Origin of the sequence: Erwinia aphidicola, from assembly GCF_014773485.1 — a bacterium.
GTDB lineage: Bacteria > Pseudomonadota > Gammaproteobacteria > Enterobacterales > Enterobacteriaceae > Erwinia > Erwinia aphidicola.
In genome coordinates this window covers 638011-652762 of the sequence record NZ_JACXBP010000001.1, presented here as the reverse complement: position 1 = coordinate 652762, position 14752 = coordinate 638011, and the positions used below count along the sequence as shown (strand labels likewise).

15 protein-coding genes are annotated in these 14752 nt (G+C 55.7%); 8 read left to right on the top strand and 7 right to left on the bottom strand.

From position 1 onward, the window contains the following. The first annotated feature begins 14 nt into the window (after positions 1-14). The 7 genes from ID864_RS03100 to pdeR all read left to right on the top strand — a co-directional run bounded on the left by ID864_RS03100 (position 15) and on the right by pdeR (position 8351). Positions 15-704 carry a DUF1120 domain-containing protein gene (locus tag ID864_RS03100; RefSeq protein WP_224750363.1) on the top strand — a complete coding sequence of 230 codons (690 nt, stop codon included), beginning with the start codon at positions 15-17 and terminating at the stop codon, positions 702-704. Between the two features lie 229 nt (positions 705-933). Continuing rightward, positions 934-3348 carry a fimbria/pilus outer membrane usher protein gene (locus ID864_RS03095; protein WP_191149379.1) on the top strand — a complete coding sequence of 805 codons (2415 nt, stop codon included), beginning with the start codon at positions 934-936 and terminating at the stop codon, positions 3346-3348. Positions 3349-3547: 199 nt separating this feature from the next. Then, positions 3548-4240 (top strand): DUF1120 domain-containing protein, encoded by a 693-nt coding sequence (locus tag ID864_RS03090; RefSeq protein WP_191149378.1) that lies wholly within the window; start codon positions 3548-3550, stop codon positions 4238-4240. A gap of 319 nt (positions 4241-4559) precedes the next feature. Continuing rightward, the gene (locus tag ID864_RS03085; RefSeq protein ID WP_099755076.1) at positions 4560-5258 is read left to right on the top strand and encodes a fimbria/pilus chaperone family protein; all 699 of its coding nucleotides are present in this window, start codon (positions 4560-4562) and stop codon (positions 5256-5258) included. A gap of 1 nt (position 5259) precedes the next feature. Then, positions 5260-5841: a DUF1120 domain-containing protein gene (locus tag ID864_RS03080; RefSeq protein WP_191149377.1), complete on the top strand. Its 582-nt coding sequence runs from the start codon at positions 5260-5262 to the stop codon at positions 5839-5841. Positions 5842-6058: 217 nt separating this feature from the next. Next, positions 6059-6181 (top strand): hypothetical protein, encoded by a 123-nt coding sequence (locus tag ID864_RS23845; protein WP_263575951.1) that lies wholly within the window; start codon positions 6059-6061, stop codon positions 6179-6181. Between the two features lie 178 nt (positions 6182-6359). Continuing rightward, positions 6360-8351 carry a cyclic di-GMP phosphodiesterase gene (pdeR, locus tag ID864_RS03075; RefSeq protein WP_048917953.1) on the top strand — a complete coding sequence of 664 codons (1992 nt, stop codon included), beginning with the start codon at positions 6360-6362 and terminating at the stop codon, positions 8349-8351. A 12-nt stretch (positions 8352-8363) separates the two neighbouring features. Here the strand turns inward: pdeR and ID864_RS03070 are convergent, their stop codons facing one another. After that, positions 8364-9230 carry a crotonase/enoyl-CoA hydratase family protein gene (locus ID864_RS03070; RefSeq protein WP_048917952.1) on the bottom strand — a complete coding sequence of 289 codons (867 nt, stop codon included), beginning with the start codon at positions 9228-9230 and terminating at the stop codon, positions 8364-8366. A gap of 278 nt (positions 9231-9508) precedes the next feature. Next, a complete protein-coding gene (gene araD / locus ID864_RS03065; RefSeq protein WP_062818249.1) occupies positions 9509-10207 on the bottom strand; it encodes an L-ribulose-5-phosphate 4-epimerase in 699 nt (232 codons plus the stop codon). Between the two features lie 393 nt (positions 10208-10600). Here araD and osmB point away from each other — a divergent pair, with 393 nt between their 5' ends. Next, positions 10601-10816 carry an osmotically-inducible lipoprotein OsmB gene (gene osmB / locus ID864_RS03060; RefSeq protein WP_048915967.1) on the top strand — a complete coding sequence of 72 codons (216 nt, stop codon included), beginning with the start codon at positions 10601-10603 and terminating at the stop codon, positions 10814-10816. A gap of 87 nt (positions 10817-10903) precedes the next feature. On the opposite strand, the gene yciH is transcribed toward osmB, so the two are convergent. The 5 genes from yciH to pgpB all read right to left on the bottom strand — a co-directional run bounded on the left by yciH (position 10904) and on the right by pgpB (position 14632). Then, positions 10904-11230, bottom strand: coding sequence for a stress response translation initiation inhibitor YciH (gene yciH, locus ID864_RS03055; protein WP_048915966.1), 327 nt, complete (start codon positions 11228-11230; stop codon positions 10904-10906). Beyond that, entirely contained in the window at positions 11230-11946 is a 717-nt protein-coding gene (pyrF, locus tag ID864_RS03050; protein WP_048915965.1) for an orotidine-5'-phosphate decarboxylase, read from the bottom strand. The genes yciH and pyrF overlap by 1 nt, the downstream gene beginning before the upstream one ends. Before the next feature lie 265 nt (positions 11947-12211). Next, positions 12212-13381 (bottom strand): lipopolysaccharide assembly protein LapB, encoded by a 1170-nt coding sequence (lapB, locus tag ID864_RS03045; protein ID WP_048915964.1) that lies wholly within the window; start codon positions 13379-13381, stop codon positions 12212-12214. A 6-nt stretch (positions 13382-13387) separates the two neighbouring features. Next, positions 13388-13696 carry a LapA family protein gene (locus tag ID864_RS03040; RefSeq protein ID WP_048915963.1) on the bottom strand — a complete coding sequence of 103 codons (309 nt, stop codon included), beginning with the start codon at positions 13694-13696 and terminating at the stop codon, positions 13388-13390. Positions 13697-13858: 162 nt separating this feature from the next. Next, positions 13859-14632, bottom strand: coding sequence for a phosphatidylglycerophosphatase B (gene pgpB / locus ID864_RS03035; RefSeq protein ID WP_191149376.1), 774 nt, complete (start codon positions 14630-14632; stop codon positions 13859-13861). Positions 14633-14752: the final 120 nt, after the last annotated feature.

Genomic DNA, 14752 nt, shown 5'->3' with positions numbered 1-14752 from the left:
TTGAGATGTTTATCATGATGAAGAAAACCGTTCTGGCGCTGGCTCTGCTGGCCACTACCGCCTCTGCTTTTGCTGCCGACAGCGTTGACGTGCGCGTGATTGGTACTATCGTTCCTGCGGCCTGTACCCCAACCCTCTCCGGCGGCGGCACCGTGGATTACGGCACTATTAAGGCTGATACCATCAGCGCGACTGACTACACCGTGCTGCCTGCCAAAGAGATTGATTTCTCTATCCAGTGCGATGCACCTGCCAAAGTCGCATTAAAAGCTGTAAGCGGTCGCCCGGGCACCACCGCGGGTGTAACCGAGTCAGCTCAGGCAGCAGGCACAGCACCGGTTAATTTATTCGGCATGGGCCTGGTTGCCGCTGTGGGTCTCGGCATGGATGGCGCTGATAAAATTGGTGGCTACGCGGTACGCATTAATCCAGGTTCAGTGACCGTTGATAGCGTCGCGGCCAACAACCTGCGTAAAGCTGACAGCGGCACAACCTGGATCCAGGATAACTACGCAGGTATTCTCTTCGACCCTAACTACAGTCGCAACACCACCTGGAGCACCAGCGGCACCACGCCTGTCGCCTTCACTAACCTCGCGGGTAAACTGGGCGTGCAGGCTTATATCAACAAAGGTGAAAACCTGGACCTGACCAAACCGATTAACCTCGACGGTTTGACCACGATCACCCTGGTCTACATGTAATTACACCTTATCAAAGCGAACCCGCTCACCTGAGCGGGTTTTTTTTGTTCCCATCGTCATCCATGTAGTCCATTTCTGTCAGATCGCGATCCCTTGCCCTGCTGATTGCTGACGTGGCTCTGATTAAGAAGTTTCCAATAAATTGCGAAAATTCCCCCAGCAAAAAGAGATCCCACCTGGACACAGATTCAGGCTTATCGCTTAACTTTAAACACGTCGAGATACCAAAATGAAACTGGCCCAAGCCGCATCTGCTGTTCAATCTGCTCCGTCACTGTTCCGGCTGTCGCTACTCAGCCTGCTGATCCTCGGTAATCTGGTATCCGTACCGGCGCTCTATGCCGCTGAGGAGACGGAATTCGATACCGAAGCGTTAAAATCGCGCGGCATCGATCCGCGCATTGCTGAAACCTTTAAAAATGCCCCGCGATTTACTACGGGTGAAACCAGCGTAAGCCTGACGGTAAATGGTCGCGCACGCGGTAAAGTGACAGCGAGCTTCGATCGGCAGGGACAGCTGTGTGCCGACGCCCCGTTCTTCAAGGCTGCCGGACTGCAACTCCCCGGCGCCAGCGCGCAGTGCTACGATCTCAAAGCCCTGTGGCCGCAAACCGAGCTGACGCTCAACCCGGGGGATGAGAGCATCACGCTGACCGTACCTGCTGATGCCATCGTAAGTGACGATGAGCAGCAGAACTGGAGCCACGGCGGTGTTGCCGGGCTGCTGAACTATGACGCACAGTATCTGAGCGCCTCCGGTAGCAGCAGCGGCAAGCTGAACTATTATCAGGTCCTTAGCGAAGCGGGATTCAACGCCGGCGACTGGATTTTCCGCAGCCGCCAGACGCTGACCCACTTTAATAACAGCGATACGCTGCAGCACCAGAATGCCTACGCCCAGCGCACGCTCAAAGAGTACAAAAAGATTTTCCAGGCCGGGCAGATTAGCCTTGGCAACTCGATGTTTGGCACCGGGCAGGTACTCGGTTTTCAGCTGTTCCCCGACCAGGCACTACAGGGTAAAGGGCGCGGTATGGGGCTGGTCGAGGGGATTGCCGACAGCCAGTCTGTGGTCGAGATCCGTCAGTCCGGGGTGCTGATCCACACCACCACCGTTCCCGCTGGCCCGTTTTCACTGCGCGACTTTACCCTGCTCAACAGCCGCTCCGATCTTGAAGTCAGCGTGACCGGTAGCGGCGGCGAAAAAAGGCAGTTTATTGTGCCGGCAGCCGCCTTTCTGCTGAACGGCAACCGTATTGCGCCTGGCTGGGCCTTCGGTGCCGGTCGGCTCGATCAGCAGGGCAGCGCAGAGTCGCCCCTGCTGGCAACGGCGGCTAAAGGGTGGCAGTTCTCGCCCGGGCTGTTGCTGAACAGCGGCGTGCTGGCTTCAGCACCCTATCAGGCCGCAGCGGTCGGTGTGGATGCTCAACCCTTTAACGACACCCTGCTGGCCGTGCAGGCTACCGCGGCAAGAGACAGTAAAAATGGCGGTCAGGGTGCGTCATTGAATACCAGCGTGGGCTACAACCTGACCGAGCGCATTAACCTGTCAGCCAACGCCTCACAGCAGACCAGCGGCTTTCGCGAACTGAGTGATGCCGTAGCGCAAGATCCCGCCGAACAAAACCGCAGCAGTCGCCAGTACGGCCTGGGTATCGGCTGGTCAGGAACGGACCTCGGCGCGTTTAATCTGGCCTTCTCTCAGGCACAGACCTACGGCAGCGGCAACGTAAACTATCTGCGCGGTGGCTGGAGTAAGAGTTTCGGTCGTGCCTATCTCGGTGCCAGCGTAGAGCGCAGCAGCGGCGGCTATAACGGCGGTGAAGATCGCTTCTATCTGACGCTGAGCGTGCCGTTTGGCGACCGCAGCGTCAGCAGTTGGGTTAACGGGGCGAAAAACGGTAACCGTGCCGGGTTACGCTACAGCGAGCGCCTGAGCCAGGATCGTAACTACAGCCTGTCGACCGAGCACGATACCGGCAGCAACCGCACCTCGACCAACGGCAACTTCGATATGGTGACCCCGGTGAGCCAGCTGAGCGCCGGCATCGGTCGCGACAGCGATGGCTATACCACCCTGTCAGGACGCGCCAGCGGCGCGGCGGTGGTCCATAATCACGGAGTGACACTGTCACCGTATAAGGTCGGCGATACCTTTGGCATTGCGAAAATTGGCGATGAGAAAGGCGTGCGTGTGGAAACGCCAGCCGGGCCGACCTGGACCGACAGCCGCGGTTTTGCGGTGATCCCGCAAATCACCAGCTACAGCAAATCTGCCGTTCAGGTGGACACGCGCTCGCTGGGCAAAAACGTCGATATTAATAACGCCTTTTATGAGACGGCAGCCGCGCGCGGTTCGGTCAGCTATATCGATTTCGGCGTGGTGCGCAACCGCCGCGTACTGGTTACGGTTAAGGATGCGCAGGGCCAGCCGCTGCTGACCGGTGCCAGCGTGTTTGCTGCGGACAACAGCTTCAGCGCGGTAGTGGCGGAGAAAAGCACGGTATTTATTAACGACGCGGTCTCAGGCAGCACCTTCACCGTGGAGCAGTCCGGTAAAAGCGACTGCCGCTTTACCCTGACCCTGCCGGAGAAGGTCAGCGCGCCGGGACTTTACGAGGAGGCCACTGCCGTGTGCCGCTAGCGGGTGCAGTCAGCCTGTCATCTCCGTCCGACACGCAGTGACAGCTTTCCTTCACCGTTCGGCAAGCACTCTGATTTCTTCGCGGCGGCGCCAGGCACACACTGTGACGCACTGGCGATCCGCCTGATTTACGGACGCTACGACAACACAGCGCTGCCCATACCGGGCAGCTTTGATCACCATTTTAGGAAATGTGACCATGATAAAACATTCTGTTATTGCGCTGGCCGTACTGGCGACCAGTGCCACTGCGGCCCTCGCTGACTCTGTCGACGTCAGGGTTATCGGCACCATTGTACCGGCCGCCTGCACGCCAACGCTGTCCGGTGGCGGTACCGTTGATTACGGCACTATCAAAGCCCAGAGCCTGAACGCCACCGGTTATACCACCCTGGCGGAGAAGCAGCTGGATTTCGCTATTAACTGTGATTCCCCGACCAAGGTCTCGATTGGCGGTTATAACCGTCGTTCCGGCTCTATGGCTGGCGCAACCGAAAGCGGTAACCTGACCGGCCGTATGCCCGTCAAGGTGTTCGGCATGGGTGGCGTCGGCGGCGTCGGGCTGGGGCTGGATGGCAGTGCGAAGATTGGCGGCTACTCCATGCGCCTGGTGGAGAGCACCTTGACCGCAGACGGTAACGCAGTGCGCCTGCTGTCGCGCACCGGCGGCGGAGCAGCATGGGCCAGGCCAACCACGCGAGAGATCTTCTTCGACCCGACCTGGTCTCGTGCCCTCACGCCAGGCGAGTCAACCACTCTGGCGCCACTGGCTTTTAATACCATGAATGTCAAACTCGGCGTTCAGGCCTATATTAACCAGCGTTCGCAGCTCGACCTGACCAAACCGATCCACCTCGATGGTTTGACCAGCATTGAAGTGAGCTACCTCTAATCTCCCCTCTGACTCGCTAATCAACCCCGCCACCGCGGGGTTTTTTACATCATCTTCCCCGCCTCCCCACGCTGTAGTCCACGGCCTACAGATCTGCTCTCTCTGCCCTGCAACAGCAGGCTGGCACTCTGATTAATTTCCAGCCAGCCATCCGCAATAATAGCCTCACTCAACGGAACGAGGCATCACCTCCTTGAGAGCTGATGCAGGGATCAACGGCAAAGCACTGCCGGTGTGCAGGGAAGCGCCACACAGAAATCTGAACAGAGAGTCAGATGCAATAACCCTTAATTAACCTAAACACGTCGAGATTACTGCTATGAAAAAATCCACTTACTTCCTCACCCTGAGCGCAATGTCACTGGCCCTGATGGCGGGACAGAGCCATGCCACCGGCATGATCCCTGAAACCTCGGTAGTCATCGTTGAGGCGGCTGATGGCGAAGGCGCCATTAACGTAAAAAACAGCGACAGCTTCCCGGTATTGCTGATGACCACGCTGGAAAATATCCCAGACGATAACGAATCCCTGCTGCTGGTGACGCCACCGGCTGCACGCGTCGAAGCGGGAAAATCGCAGCGCGTGCGCTTTATTCTGACCAGCAAAACCCCGCTGAAAACGGAACGCCTGAAGCGGGTGATTTTTGAAGGGGTACCGCCAAAAGAGAAAGGCAAAAATGAAGTGCGCATGACAGTGCGGCAAAATCTGCCCGTGCTGATCCGCCCTGCTGGGCTGGCTAAAAATGACGCACCGTGGAAAGAGCTGAAGTGGTCGAATCAGGGCGGCAAGCTGGTCGTGACCAACCCATCACCTTACGTGGTGCGGATGTCGTCGGCAGTGAAAACCCTGCCGGATAACGCTGACTGGAACATGCAGAATAACTACGTGTTACCTGGCCAGACCATCACCCTGGAAAACAGCAAGGGTAAAGCGCTGAGCGCCAGCAAACAGGTGCGTATCTCACCGGCCACGACCTGGGGCTTTACCGTTAACAGCTATGATGCAGCGGTCAATTAAGATGATAAAAACTTCCCTGTCGCTGTTACTGCTGCTGGTGGCCAGCCAGGCACTGGCCGCTCAGCTGCCTGCCCCCTTACAGGCTCCGGCGATACCGGTTGATACCCGTTGCAGTATGAGCAGCAACTCGCGTGAAGCCGACCTGGGTAACCTCTCCCGCTGGCAGCTGCAGCCGGCGGCTGAGGGTGGCGATAAGCTGTCGCTCGGCAAGCGAGATTTCAATGTCAACGTCACCTGCCCGTTTTCACAAAGTATGCAGCTGGTGGTGAACGGGGATCGTAATTCCGCGGGCGGGTTCCGTTACGGTCGCAACGGTGAACTGCGCATCGTGCTCAAAGAGGCCACGCTCGACGGGCAACCGGTGCAGGTCAGGCTGCTGCCAATGGCGAAAGTCAGCGCGGCGGGTAATCTGAACCTCAAGCCTGACCTCAACCTGCAGGTGGTTGCTGCGAATGGAAATGGGGTGAAAGGTAAAAGCCTGTCACTTCTGCTCGAAACCGAACCCGTACTGCGCGAGGCTGATGCCCGCGTAAGTCGCCGCCAGAGCGACGAAAGCAATTTTTCATTACAGTTGATTAATTGAAGTCTTTCCCCCTGTTACCAAGCGCGGTAACAGGTTGGTCCCCCCCGCTGACGTGCGGGGTTTTTTTTTGCCGATCGTCGTACTTTTCCTACAAAAGATCGACCACCTTCCTACAGTTCCCTAAGCCGCGTCCGATATTGTCATAACCCGCCATCTGCCAAAATAGCCTCAGATTCGGGACAGGAACTCCTCCGCCGACAACATTAACGAGACTACGATGAAAAACATGATTAACACAATTGAAGATGCTGGCATGCTGCGTTCGTTTAGCTGGATTACTCTGTTATCGTTCTCTTCAATTTGCTGGGTCGCTGCGCTGGCGCTGACACTGTTCTGGTGATGCCGCTTATCCCTTGCCAATCGAGGGTTTAATCACCTGTTTTTCCTGCTTTATGCCAGAACTTATTTAGCGCTTTAAAAAAATATCGCCCTTATGTATTGTGATTCTCCTGCTCGCCGAATACTGTTGCTAAAATAATAAGATATCATCAGCAAAGTAGCACTGAGGGAGACAAAAGATGACCGATGAACAGGGGCAAACGCTGTTGTATGCTTACTTTGGTACCAGCAGCCCTCATTGGCGTTTATCTGCTGATAGTGATGCGATTCAATTTGCTGAAGATGAAGACGGTGAAACCAATATCGCCGTTCCTCTGACCACGCCTCAGGCTAATATGATCCGCGGGATGACGGTGATCACCTCCAGCGTTAATCTGACGATTACCCTGTACGGTAACTCCCTGTCGATGCATCTGGTTGGCAGGAAAGTCTCCCAGGTGGCGTGGGCCGGTACGGCTTCAGCCTGGGGCGATACTTCCTCAGTGGCGCGCGATCTGGTACTGGGCCTCTCCTTTGCTGAACAGGTGGTTTCCGAGGCTAACTCGGTGATTGTGATTGTCGATCAGCAGGGCCATATCCAGCGTTTTAATCGCCTGTGCGAAGAGTACACCGGCCTGAAAGAGCAGGAAGTTATCGGCCGCAACGTCTTCCAGCTGTTTATGTCGCGTCAGGAAGCGGCGGCCTCGCGACGCAATATCAGCAGCTTTTTCCGCGAAGGCAGTTCGTATGAGGTTGAGCGCTGGATCAAAACCAAAAAAGGCCAGCGGCTGTTTCTGTTCCGCAACAAATTCGTGCACAGCGGCAGCGGCAAAAATGAAATCTTCCTGATCTGTTCCGGCACCGATATTACCGAAGAGCGCCGCGCGCAGGAGCGCCTGCGCGTGCTGGCCAACACCGATAACATCACCGGGCTGCCTAACCGCAACGCCATCAATCATGAAATTACCGAAGCGCTGGAAAAACGCACCAGTGAGCAGATTGGTGTGGTCTATCTTGACCTCGATAACTTTAAAAAAGTGAACGATGCCTACGGGCATATGTTTGGCGATCAGCTGCTGCAGGCGGTTTCACTGGCTATTCTCAGCTGCCTTGACAAGGACCAGACGCTGGCGCGCCTCGGCGGTGATGAGTTTATCGTGCTGGCGGAGAACACCAGCCAGGCCGTGTTAGAAGCGATGTCATCGCGGATCCTTGAACGCCTGAAGCAGCCTTTCCGTATCGGCCTGATCGAAGTTTATACCGGCTGCTCCATTGGTATCGCCCTCGCCCCTCAGCATGGTGAGGACCGTGAAAGCCTGATCCGCAATGCCGATACCGCAATGTACACCGCCAAAGAGAATGGCCGCGGTAAGTTTTGCCTCTTCTGCGCTGAGATGAACCAGCGGGTATTTGAGTATTTGTGGCTGGATACCAATCTGCGTAAAGCGCTGGAGCAACACCAGCTGGTGCTGCACTATCAGCCTAAGATTGATGCGGATGGCGGCGTGACCAGCGTTGAGGCTCTGGTGCGCTGGCTGTCGCCAGAGCGCGGGCTGGTGCGCCCTGACAGCTTTATCTCTTATGCCGAAGAGTCTGGTCTGATTATTCCTTTGGGGCGCTGGGTGATGCTGAGCGCGCTGCAGCAGGTGCTCATCTGGCGCAAGCAGGGGATCAATCTGCGCGTGGCGGTTAACGTCTCCGCCCGGCAGCTGATTGACCAGAGTATTTATACCGATCTAAAACTGGCGCTCGATGAGGCCGGGCTGGACAGCAGCCCGATTGATATTGAACTGACCGAGAGCTGCCTGATTGAAAATGAGCAGCTGGCGCTGGCGCTGATGGGGCAATTTCAGGCGCTGGGGGCGGCGGTACATCTGGATGACTTCGGTACCGGCTACTCCTCGCTGTCTCAGCTGGCGCGAGTGCCTATCGATGCTATTAAGCTCGACCAGAGTTTTGTGCGCGGGGTGAATCAGCAGGAAGTGTCGCAGTCGCTGGTGCGGGCGATCGTCGCCGTGGCGAAAGCGCTCAATTTACAGGTGATTGCGGAAGGTATCGAAACCGAAGAGGAAGCGCGCTTTGTCATGGCGAACGGCGTTGATATTCGTCAGGGTTATCTGTACGCAAAGCCAATGCCCGCTGAACAGCTCGAGCACTGGCTCACGCAGCATCATGCCGGGATCACATCCTGAGGGGGTTAACAGTTAGCCCGCTTTCAGCAGCTGTGCGCTGTGGCGGTTTTGTAGCTGGACCAGTCGCTCCATGTAGGCAATATCTTTCGGCTCAATCGTGAAGGCGAAATCCACCCAGTCTTCGGTGATATCCATCAGTTCAGCCCGAGTGAGTTGCAGCACGCGCTGACGCGCTTTCAGCATCGCTCTCACGCCGTTTAGCTTCGGCTGCAGGGTATCAATGAAGGTACGCGTGCAGCGGTAACCCTCTCCCGGCTGGAACAGTTTATCAACCAGGCCGCGAGTTTCGAACCACTCTGCGGTGTGCGACTCCCCTTCGCAGATCAGCTCTTCCGCCAGCCTCATCCCCGAACGGCGCGCCACCAGAGAGTAGCCTCCCATCCCCGGGAACAGATTAAAGGCAATCTCCGGAAAGCCCATGCGCGCGCTGTTTTGCGCCAGAATAAAGTGATGCGCCAGGGCGGCTTCAAACCCGCCGCCTAATGCACTGCCTTCCACCATTGCAATGGTCACGGCGCCGGTATCAAAGCCGCGCGCGGCGGCATGAATGCAGTCAACGCAGGCGCGGGCATACGATCGCAATGCTTCACGACGCCCGTTTTTAATCGATTCGACAAAGAAACGCAGATCGCCACCGGCATTGAACATGCTCGGCACCAGCGAACCGGTGACCCAGAAATCGATCTTCAGTCCGGATCGTTGTGCGGCGTAGCTGAGGTTCATAATCTCCTCAATCAGCTGATGATTGAAGCTCGGTCGCGGCTGTGCACGAAGCATCATCCACATAGTCCGACGCTCTTCTTCGTAATAGGCGGAGAGCTGAGTCATTTGTCCAGCTTCGCTAAAGAGCCTGCAGGTAGTCTGATTTACAACGGTCATATTATTATCCTCTGATTAGTTATGCGTTAAACGCAGCTCCAGCCTAATCCAGAGTGTGACCCTGCTAAAAGGGCGTTTGATTTTTAAGGTAAATTAACAGATAAACGCCAGATGAAATTGAGTTAAGTATGCAATAGCGTTAAATAATTGATTAAACATAAAGCGATATGATGGGGTGACAACTGCAGCGTATAGTGAAATATTTCGCCACTGATAAGCCGGATTTTAGCCACGCTGATGCCGCCCGAGAGTGGCAACCGGGCGGAGATACGGGCTAACTACTCTTGTCCGTAGTACGCGTTTTTTCCATGTTTTCGCAGGTAGTGTTTATCTAGTAATACCTGCTGTACCGCAGGCAACTCCGGCGTAAGTTGCTGGCTAAAGATCCCCATGTAGGCGACTTCTTCCAGTACTACGGCGCTGTGTACCGCAGCTTCAGCGCTGTTCCCCCAGGCAAACGGGCCATGCGAGTTGACCAGCACTGCAGGGATCGCCAGAGGATCGATATTGCGTTGCTGCAGCGTTTCAATAATGACCTGCCCGGTTTGCCACTCATAGCGCTCGGCGATCTCTTCGGCGCGCATCTGGCGCGTACAAGGGATGGCGCCGTAAAAATCATCGGCGTGAGTCGTCCCCCATGCGGGGAGATCTCTCCCCGCCTGCGCCCAGATAGTGGCGTGACGCGAATGGGTGTGAACGATACCGCCAATCTGCGGCCAGGCAAGATAGAGGGCACGGTGAGTGTCAGTATCTGACGACGGGCGCTTACTCCCTTCGATCACTTCGCCGCTGGCCACATCAACCACCACCATATCGTCACGCTGCATCGCCTCGTAGCTCACCCCGGAAGGCTTAATCACCATTAAGCCCTGCGTGCGGTCAATCGCGCTCACGTTGCCCCAGGTAAAGGTCACCAGACCATAACGCGGCAGCGCCAGATTTGCCTCGAGTACCTGCTGCTTTAGTTGTTCCAGCATGCTGTTATCTCCGTGTTGATATCTGACTTATTGTCAGCGGCAGGAGGCAAAGCGGGTATGGAAGCATTTGCTGGATAAGTGGCAGATTCCGGCTGTTCACTGCGATTTGCGGCAGCAATAACAGCCAGGTCTGGTAGGAATTAAGATTTTTTACCTGTAAATATATTCAGCAATATCTAGAATTAGCTTATCTGTTCTGGCCGCAGGTGATAGTTAGAGACCTAAAGGTTTGATTCATCTTCATCTGCCGGGTGGATGGCACGATAAATTGTTCTATTTTTAAGCGCTATTTACCTGAACAGTGACATAAATCACCAGTAAAAGCGCCTTGTGTACCAACCCTCTTCTATACTTGAGAGGTATTTCTGACGCTGTAACTAAGGAGTAGTCATAATGTCAATCAATGCAAAACGCATCACCGCCGCCGTACTGGCAGCAACGTTAGTTCTTTCCCTGAGCGCCTGTTCAAACTGGTCGAAACGCGATCGTAATACGGCCATCGGTGCAGGTGCCGGTGCAATTGGTGGGTCAATTTTGACCAACGGTAGTGGTCTCGGCACCGTAGGCGGCGCTGCCGTTGGTGGGATTATCGGCCATCAGGTCGACTAACTATAAGAAATTGGCTCCGCACGCACATCTACATGCAGAAGGCCGCGATTTATCGCGGCCTTCTTTTCTTTTCAGCGCAGCGAACGATTAACCGCCAGCCAGCTTGACCTTAAAACCTTTGCCTTCCAGCAGGGTTTTCAACAGATCGCGCTTGTCCCCCTGGATCTCAATAATGCCATCCTTTAGCGCACCGCCGCAGCCGCATCTCTTTTTCAGCTCGGCAGCCAGCTTTGTCAGCTCCGCATCATCAAGGTCAATTCCGCTGATGAGACAGACGCCTTTGCCCTTACGGCCGCTGGTCTGACGCTGGATTCGCACGATGCCGTCGCCTTTTGGCCGCTGCACCACCGCTTTCGGCTCATCGATGCGCCCGCTCTCCGTGGAGTAAACCAGGCGGCTGTTATCATCGGCCATTATGCCCCCTGCAGTTCGCTGAGAATGTTACGCAGCGTCGCCGCCGGGTCGCTGGACTGGGTAATCGGGCGACCGATCACCATATAGTCGACGCCAGCCTGCACAGCCTGCTGGGGCGTCATGATACGGCGCTGATCGCCAGCATCGCTGCCTGCCGGGCGAATGCCAGGCGTCACCAGACGGAACTGCTGTCCGATAACCTGCTTGAAGTGGCTGGCTTCCTGAGCCGAACAGACCACGCCGTCCAGACCACACTGGTGGGTCAGGCGCGCCAGACGCTCAGCCTGCTCTGCCGGCGACAGCTCAATGCCCAGGCCGCGCAGGTCATCAGCATCCATGCTGGTCAATACGGTTACGGCAATCAGCAGCGGCGCATCTTTCCCCATTGGCAGCAGCGCTTCACGCGCGGCGTTCATCATCCGCGCCCCGCCGCTGGCGTGCACGTTTACCATCCATACGCCGAGATCGGCTGCGGCGGCAACGGCATGCGCGGTAGTGTTGGGGATATCGTGGAATTTGAGGTCGAGAAACACCTCGAACCCGCGCTGCTGGAGATCGCGCACCAGCTGCGGACCAAACAGGGTAAACATCTCTTTGCCGACTTTTAAGCGGCAGCTGCCGGGCTCAATCTGGTCAACAAACGCCATTGCGCGATTGAGATCGGCATAATCTAACGCGACCACAATCGGTGAGCCGGTAACCTGAGGTGAAAGCATGGATATACCCTCTTTAATTGGTGCACCGCACGGCGCAAACGATAAACGGGGAGCATTCTACCTATAGCGCAGGGAAATTCACAGTTTACGCTGACAATTATCCTTCCCTGTTAAGCACAGGAGAGTACGGGTGCGGCTGGAACCGCTATTAAATTAAACACCTTAGTATGTTGTAACTAATAATGCTTAGAATCTTTTACGGGCTGACCGGAAAAGAAGGTCAGCCCCTACAATAAAAAGGGTGATAGCTAATAAAAACAGAAGGTTATTGGCCGTCGAGGCCGCGGATGGGTTTGACCGATGACCAGGCGCGGCAGGATGGGCAGTGCCAGTAAAGCGCATGGGCGGTAAACCCGCATTTATGGCAGCGATAGCGTGGCTTGGTGCGGATCTGTTCGCCCACCATCTCACGCAGTACCATCAGGCTCTCTTTCGCGCGGCCATCTTCGGCCTCCTGCAAATTAAAGTCCATCAGGCGATGGAACACCCGCATGGTTGGATGGCGCTGAAGCTGACGAGTGATGTAGGTCTGCGCGGCTTCCGCGCCCTCTTCCCGATCGAGGATGCCAGCAAGGTAAAGCTCGGCTGACGCTCCGGTATTCTCTTCGACGCAGCGACGAAGGTAGTCGGCCCACGCCTGCGGTTGTTCCAGGTGTTGGTAACAGCTTTCAAGCATTTCCAGCGTCTCGCTGACCAGCTCTTTATCCTGCTCGATAACACGCTGCAGGTGCGCTACCGCTTTAGCATACTCGCCTTTCGCCATATGAATGCGCCCCATCATGATCGAGACGCGGGCGCTGTTGCGATCGGCAGAGTCCCCTTTTTTCAGCAGGTTCATCGCACGGTCAAGGTCATCACTGCCCATTGCCTGAAGCGCAAGCTCACAGTAGAAATGGGCGATTTCCATCCGCAGGCGATCCTTACCCAACTTCACCAGCCGCTCAGCGACCTCAATCGCATTAGGCCAGTCGCTGGTTGCCTGATGGATCACCAGCAGCTGCTGCAGTGCGCTCACGCGAAAATCAGTTTCATCGATCAGCTGACCAAACATCTGCTCCGCCCGGTCGTAAAAACCGGCAGCCATATAGTCACGGCCCAACTGTTGAATTGCCAGCAGACGCTGATCGTAGGTCAGAGAAGCACTTTCCATCAGTGCCTGGTGGATGCGAATGGCGCGGTCGACTTCGCCACGCGAACGGAAAAGGTTACCGAGGGTCAGGTGTGCTTCAACCGTGCCGCTGTCCTCTTTAAGCATATCGAGGAACAGGTCAACGGCCTTGTCCTGCTGGTTAGAAAGCAGGAAGTTCACCCCAGTGACATAATCACGTGACAGGCGGCTGGCCTCCTGTTGCTTATCCTGTTGCACGCTTCTGCGCCCCATGTACCAGCCATAAGCGGCGGCGATGGGAAGTAACAGAAAGAGCAGCTCTAACATAAAGTGTTATTCCTTGACGGCAGGATGCTGTGACGAGGTCACGTTGCTTTCAGCCGTACTTAGCTGCTGCTGAATTCGTTTGAGTTTACGCTGAGCATGCGCCAGCGAAACCCGCACGCGCAGCCAGAACAGCCCACAGATCGCCCAGCCCAGCAGAAAACCGACCGCAAACAGCGATGCCAGCAGCGTTGAAATGCGGAATTCGCCCTGTGCCAGCAGGTAGTTAAAGGTCACCACCTGATTGTTGTGGGTGCCAAGCGTGACCGAAATGACGAAAATCGCCAGAACCACTAAAAAAATGAGCAAATATTTCACAGTTCGTCCCATATGCCGGAGTTAAGCAGATGAATTATGCCAAAAAAATCGTCCTGATGCTTGCATTGATGAGTGCAAACCGCGGCAGAACATGAAACAGCGCCCTGACTCTCCTTCGCCACGGCGCCGGCGAAAAGTAAGATATGGGGTCAAATGCCCTCTTTACAATCCATCCGCTTCGGTTTCACGCGCGCTTATTTCCTGCTGCTCCTGCGGCGGCACGGTGAGCGGGCCGCAGAAACGCTGGGCCAGCCAGGTTGCCAGAGTGATAAACAGCCAGCTAATCAGCGTGGCGGTGATGAGATCAATTGGCCAGTGCATTCCGAGAAGCAGGCGGCTGCCCATCACCGTCACCGCCCACCCCATCAGGATAACAATCGTCACGGTGCGGCGACGCGGCCATAGCAGCCCGACGCCAAGCAGCGCCCAGCTGGCGGCGAACATGCTGTGACCCGAAGGGAACGCAAATCCGGTTTCAAACGCCCAGTGCTTTTTCAGCCATTCGGGCAGCTGGGGATCGTTCGCCACCGCACTGCGCACCATCTCACTGCGCTGCGTACGCTTCTGCTCATAGAACTGCCGTTCATTGATGTTGTGGGTCTTTTCCAGCCACAGCACATAAGGGCGCGGCTCCTGCACCCCCTCTTTAATCACGCTTTTGGTGTACTGACCAGCCAGCAGCGTGCCAATGATTATCGCTAATAAAAATATGGCAGGTTTAAGGCGGAAACGCAGGCACCAGAGAAACCAAATGCACAAAACCGCGCTGGTCAGCGTGCCCCACGGGCTGGTGACCGTTTCGGTGAACCAAAACAGAACCAGATGGCCTATTCCCATTTCGCCCGGCTGCCACTGCCAGCCAGATAGCATCACGCCAAGCGGCATAATCAGTAACAGCAGTGCGCCGAGGGTGGTGCGTTTAACGATATCAGCCATTCTTGTTCCTTTTACGCATCTCTGATTGACAACAATGTAATAAGATTATCTTAAAAAATAATAACATAAGGATAGTACTTATGATATTTGTGCTGTATTACAACAATCGCTCTAACGTGT

Excerpts from the sequence above, each read along its gene's own strand:
- pdeR (WP_048917953.1), top strand. The coding sequence starts at position 6,360 with ATGACCGATGAACAGGGGCAAACGCTGTTGTATGCTTACTTTGGTACC.
- ID864_RS03070 (WP_048917952.1), bottom strand. The coding sequence starts at position 9,230 with ATGACCGTTGTAAATCAGACTACCTGCAGGCTCTTTAGCGAAGCTGGA.
- pgpB (WP_191149376.1), bottom strand. The coding sequence starts at position 14,632 with ATGGCTGATATCGTTAAACGCACCACCCTCGGCGCACTGCTGTTACTG.
- lapB (WP_048915964.1), bottom strand. The coding sequence starts at position 13,381 with ATGTTAGAGCTGCTCTTTCTGTTACTTCCCATCGCCGCCGCTTATGGC.
- ID864_RS03085 (WP_099755076.1), top strand. The coding sequence starts at position 4,560 with ATGAAAAAATCCACTTACTTCCTCACCCTGAGCGCAATGTCACTGGCC.
- ID864_RS03090 (WP_191149378.1), top strand. The coding sequence starts at position 3,548 with ATGATAAAACATTCTGTTATTGCGCTGGCCGTACTGGCGACCAGTGCC.
- yciH (WP_048915966.1), bottom strand. The coding sequence starts at position 11,230 with ATGGCCGATGATAACAGCCGCCTGGTTTACTCCACGGAGAGCGGGCGC.
- pyrF (WP_048915965.1), bottom strand. The coding sequence starts at position 11,946 with ATGCTTTCACCTCAGGTTACCGGCTCACCGATTGTGGTCGCGTTAGAT.
- ID864_RS03080 (WP_191149377.1), top strand. The coding sequence starts at position 5,260 with ATGATAAAAACTTCCCTGTCGCTGTTACTGCTGCTGGTGGCCAGCCAG.
- osmB (WP_048915967.1), top strand. The coding sequence starts at position 10,601 with ATGTCAATCAATGCAAAACGCATCACCGCCGCCGTACTGGCAGCAACG.
- ID864_RS03095 (WP_191149379.1), top strand. The coding sequence starts at position 934 with ATGAAACTGGCCCAAGCCGCATCTGCTGTTCAATCTGCTCCGTCACTG.
- ID864_RS23845 (WP_263575951.1), top strand. The coding sequence starts at position 6,059 with ATGAAAAACATGATTAACACAATTGAAGATGCTGGCATGCTGCGTTCG.
- ID864_RS03100 (WP_224750363.1), top strand. The coding sequence starts at position 15 with ATGATGAAGAAAACCGTTCTGGCGCTGGCTCTGCTGGCCACTACCGCC.
- araD (WP_062818249.1), bottom strand. The coding sequence starts at position 10,207 with ATGCTGGAACAACTAAAGCAGCAGGTACTCGAGGCAAATCTGGCGCTG.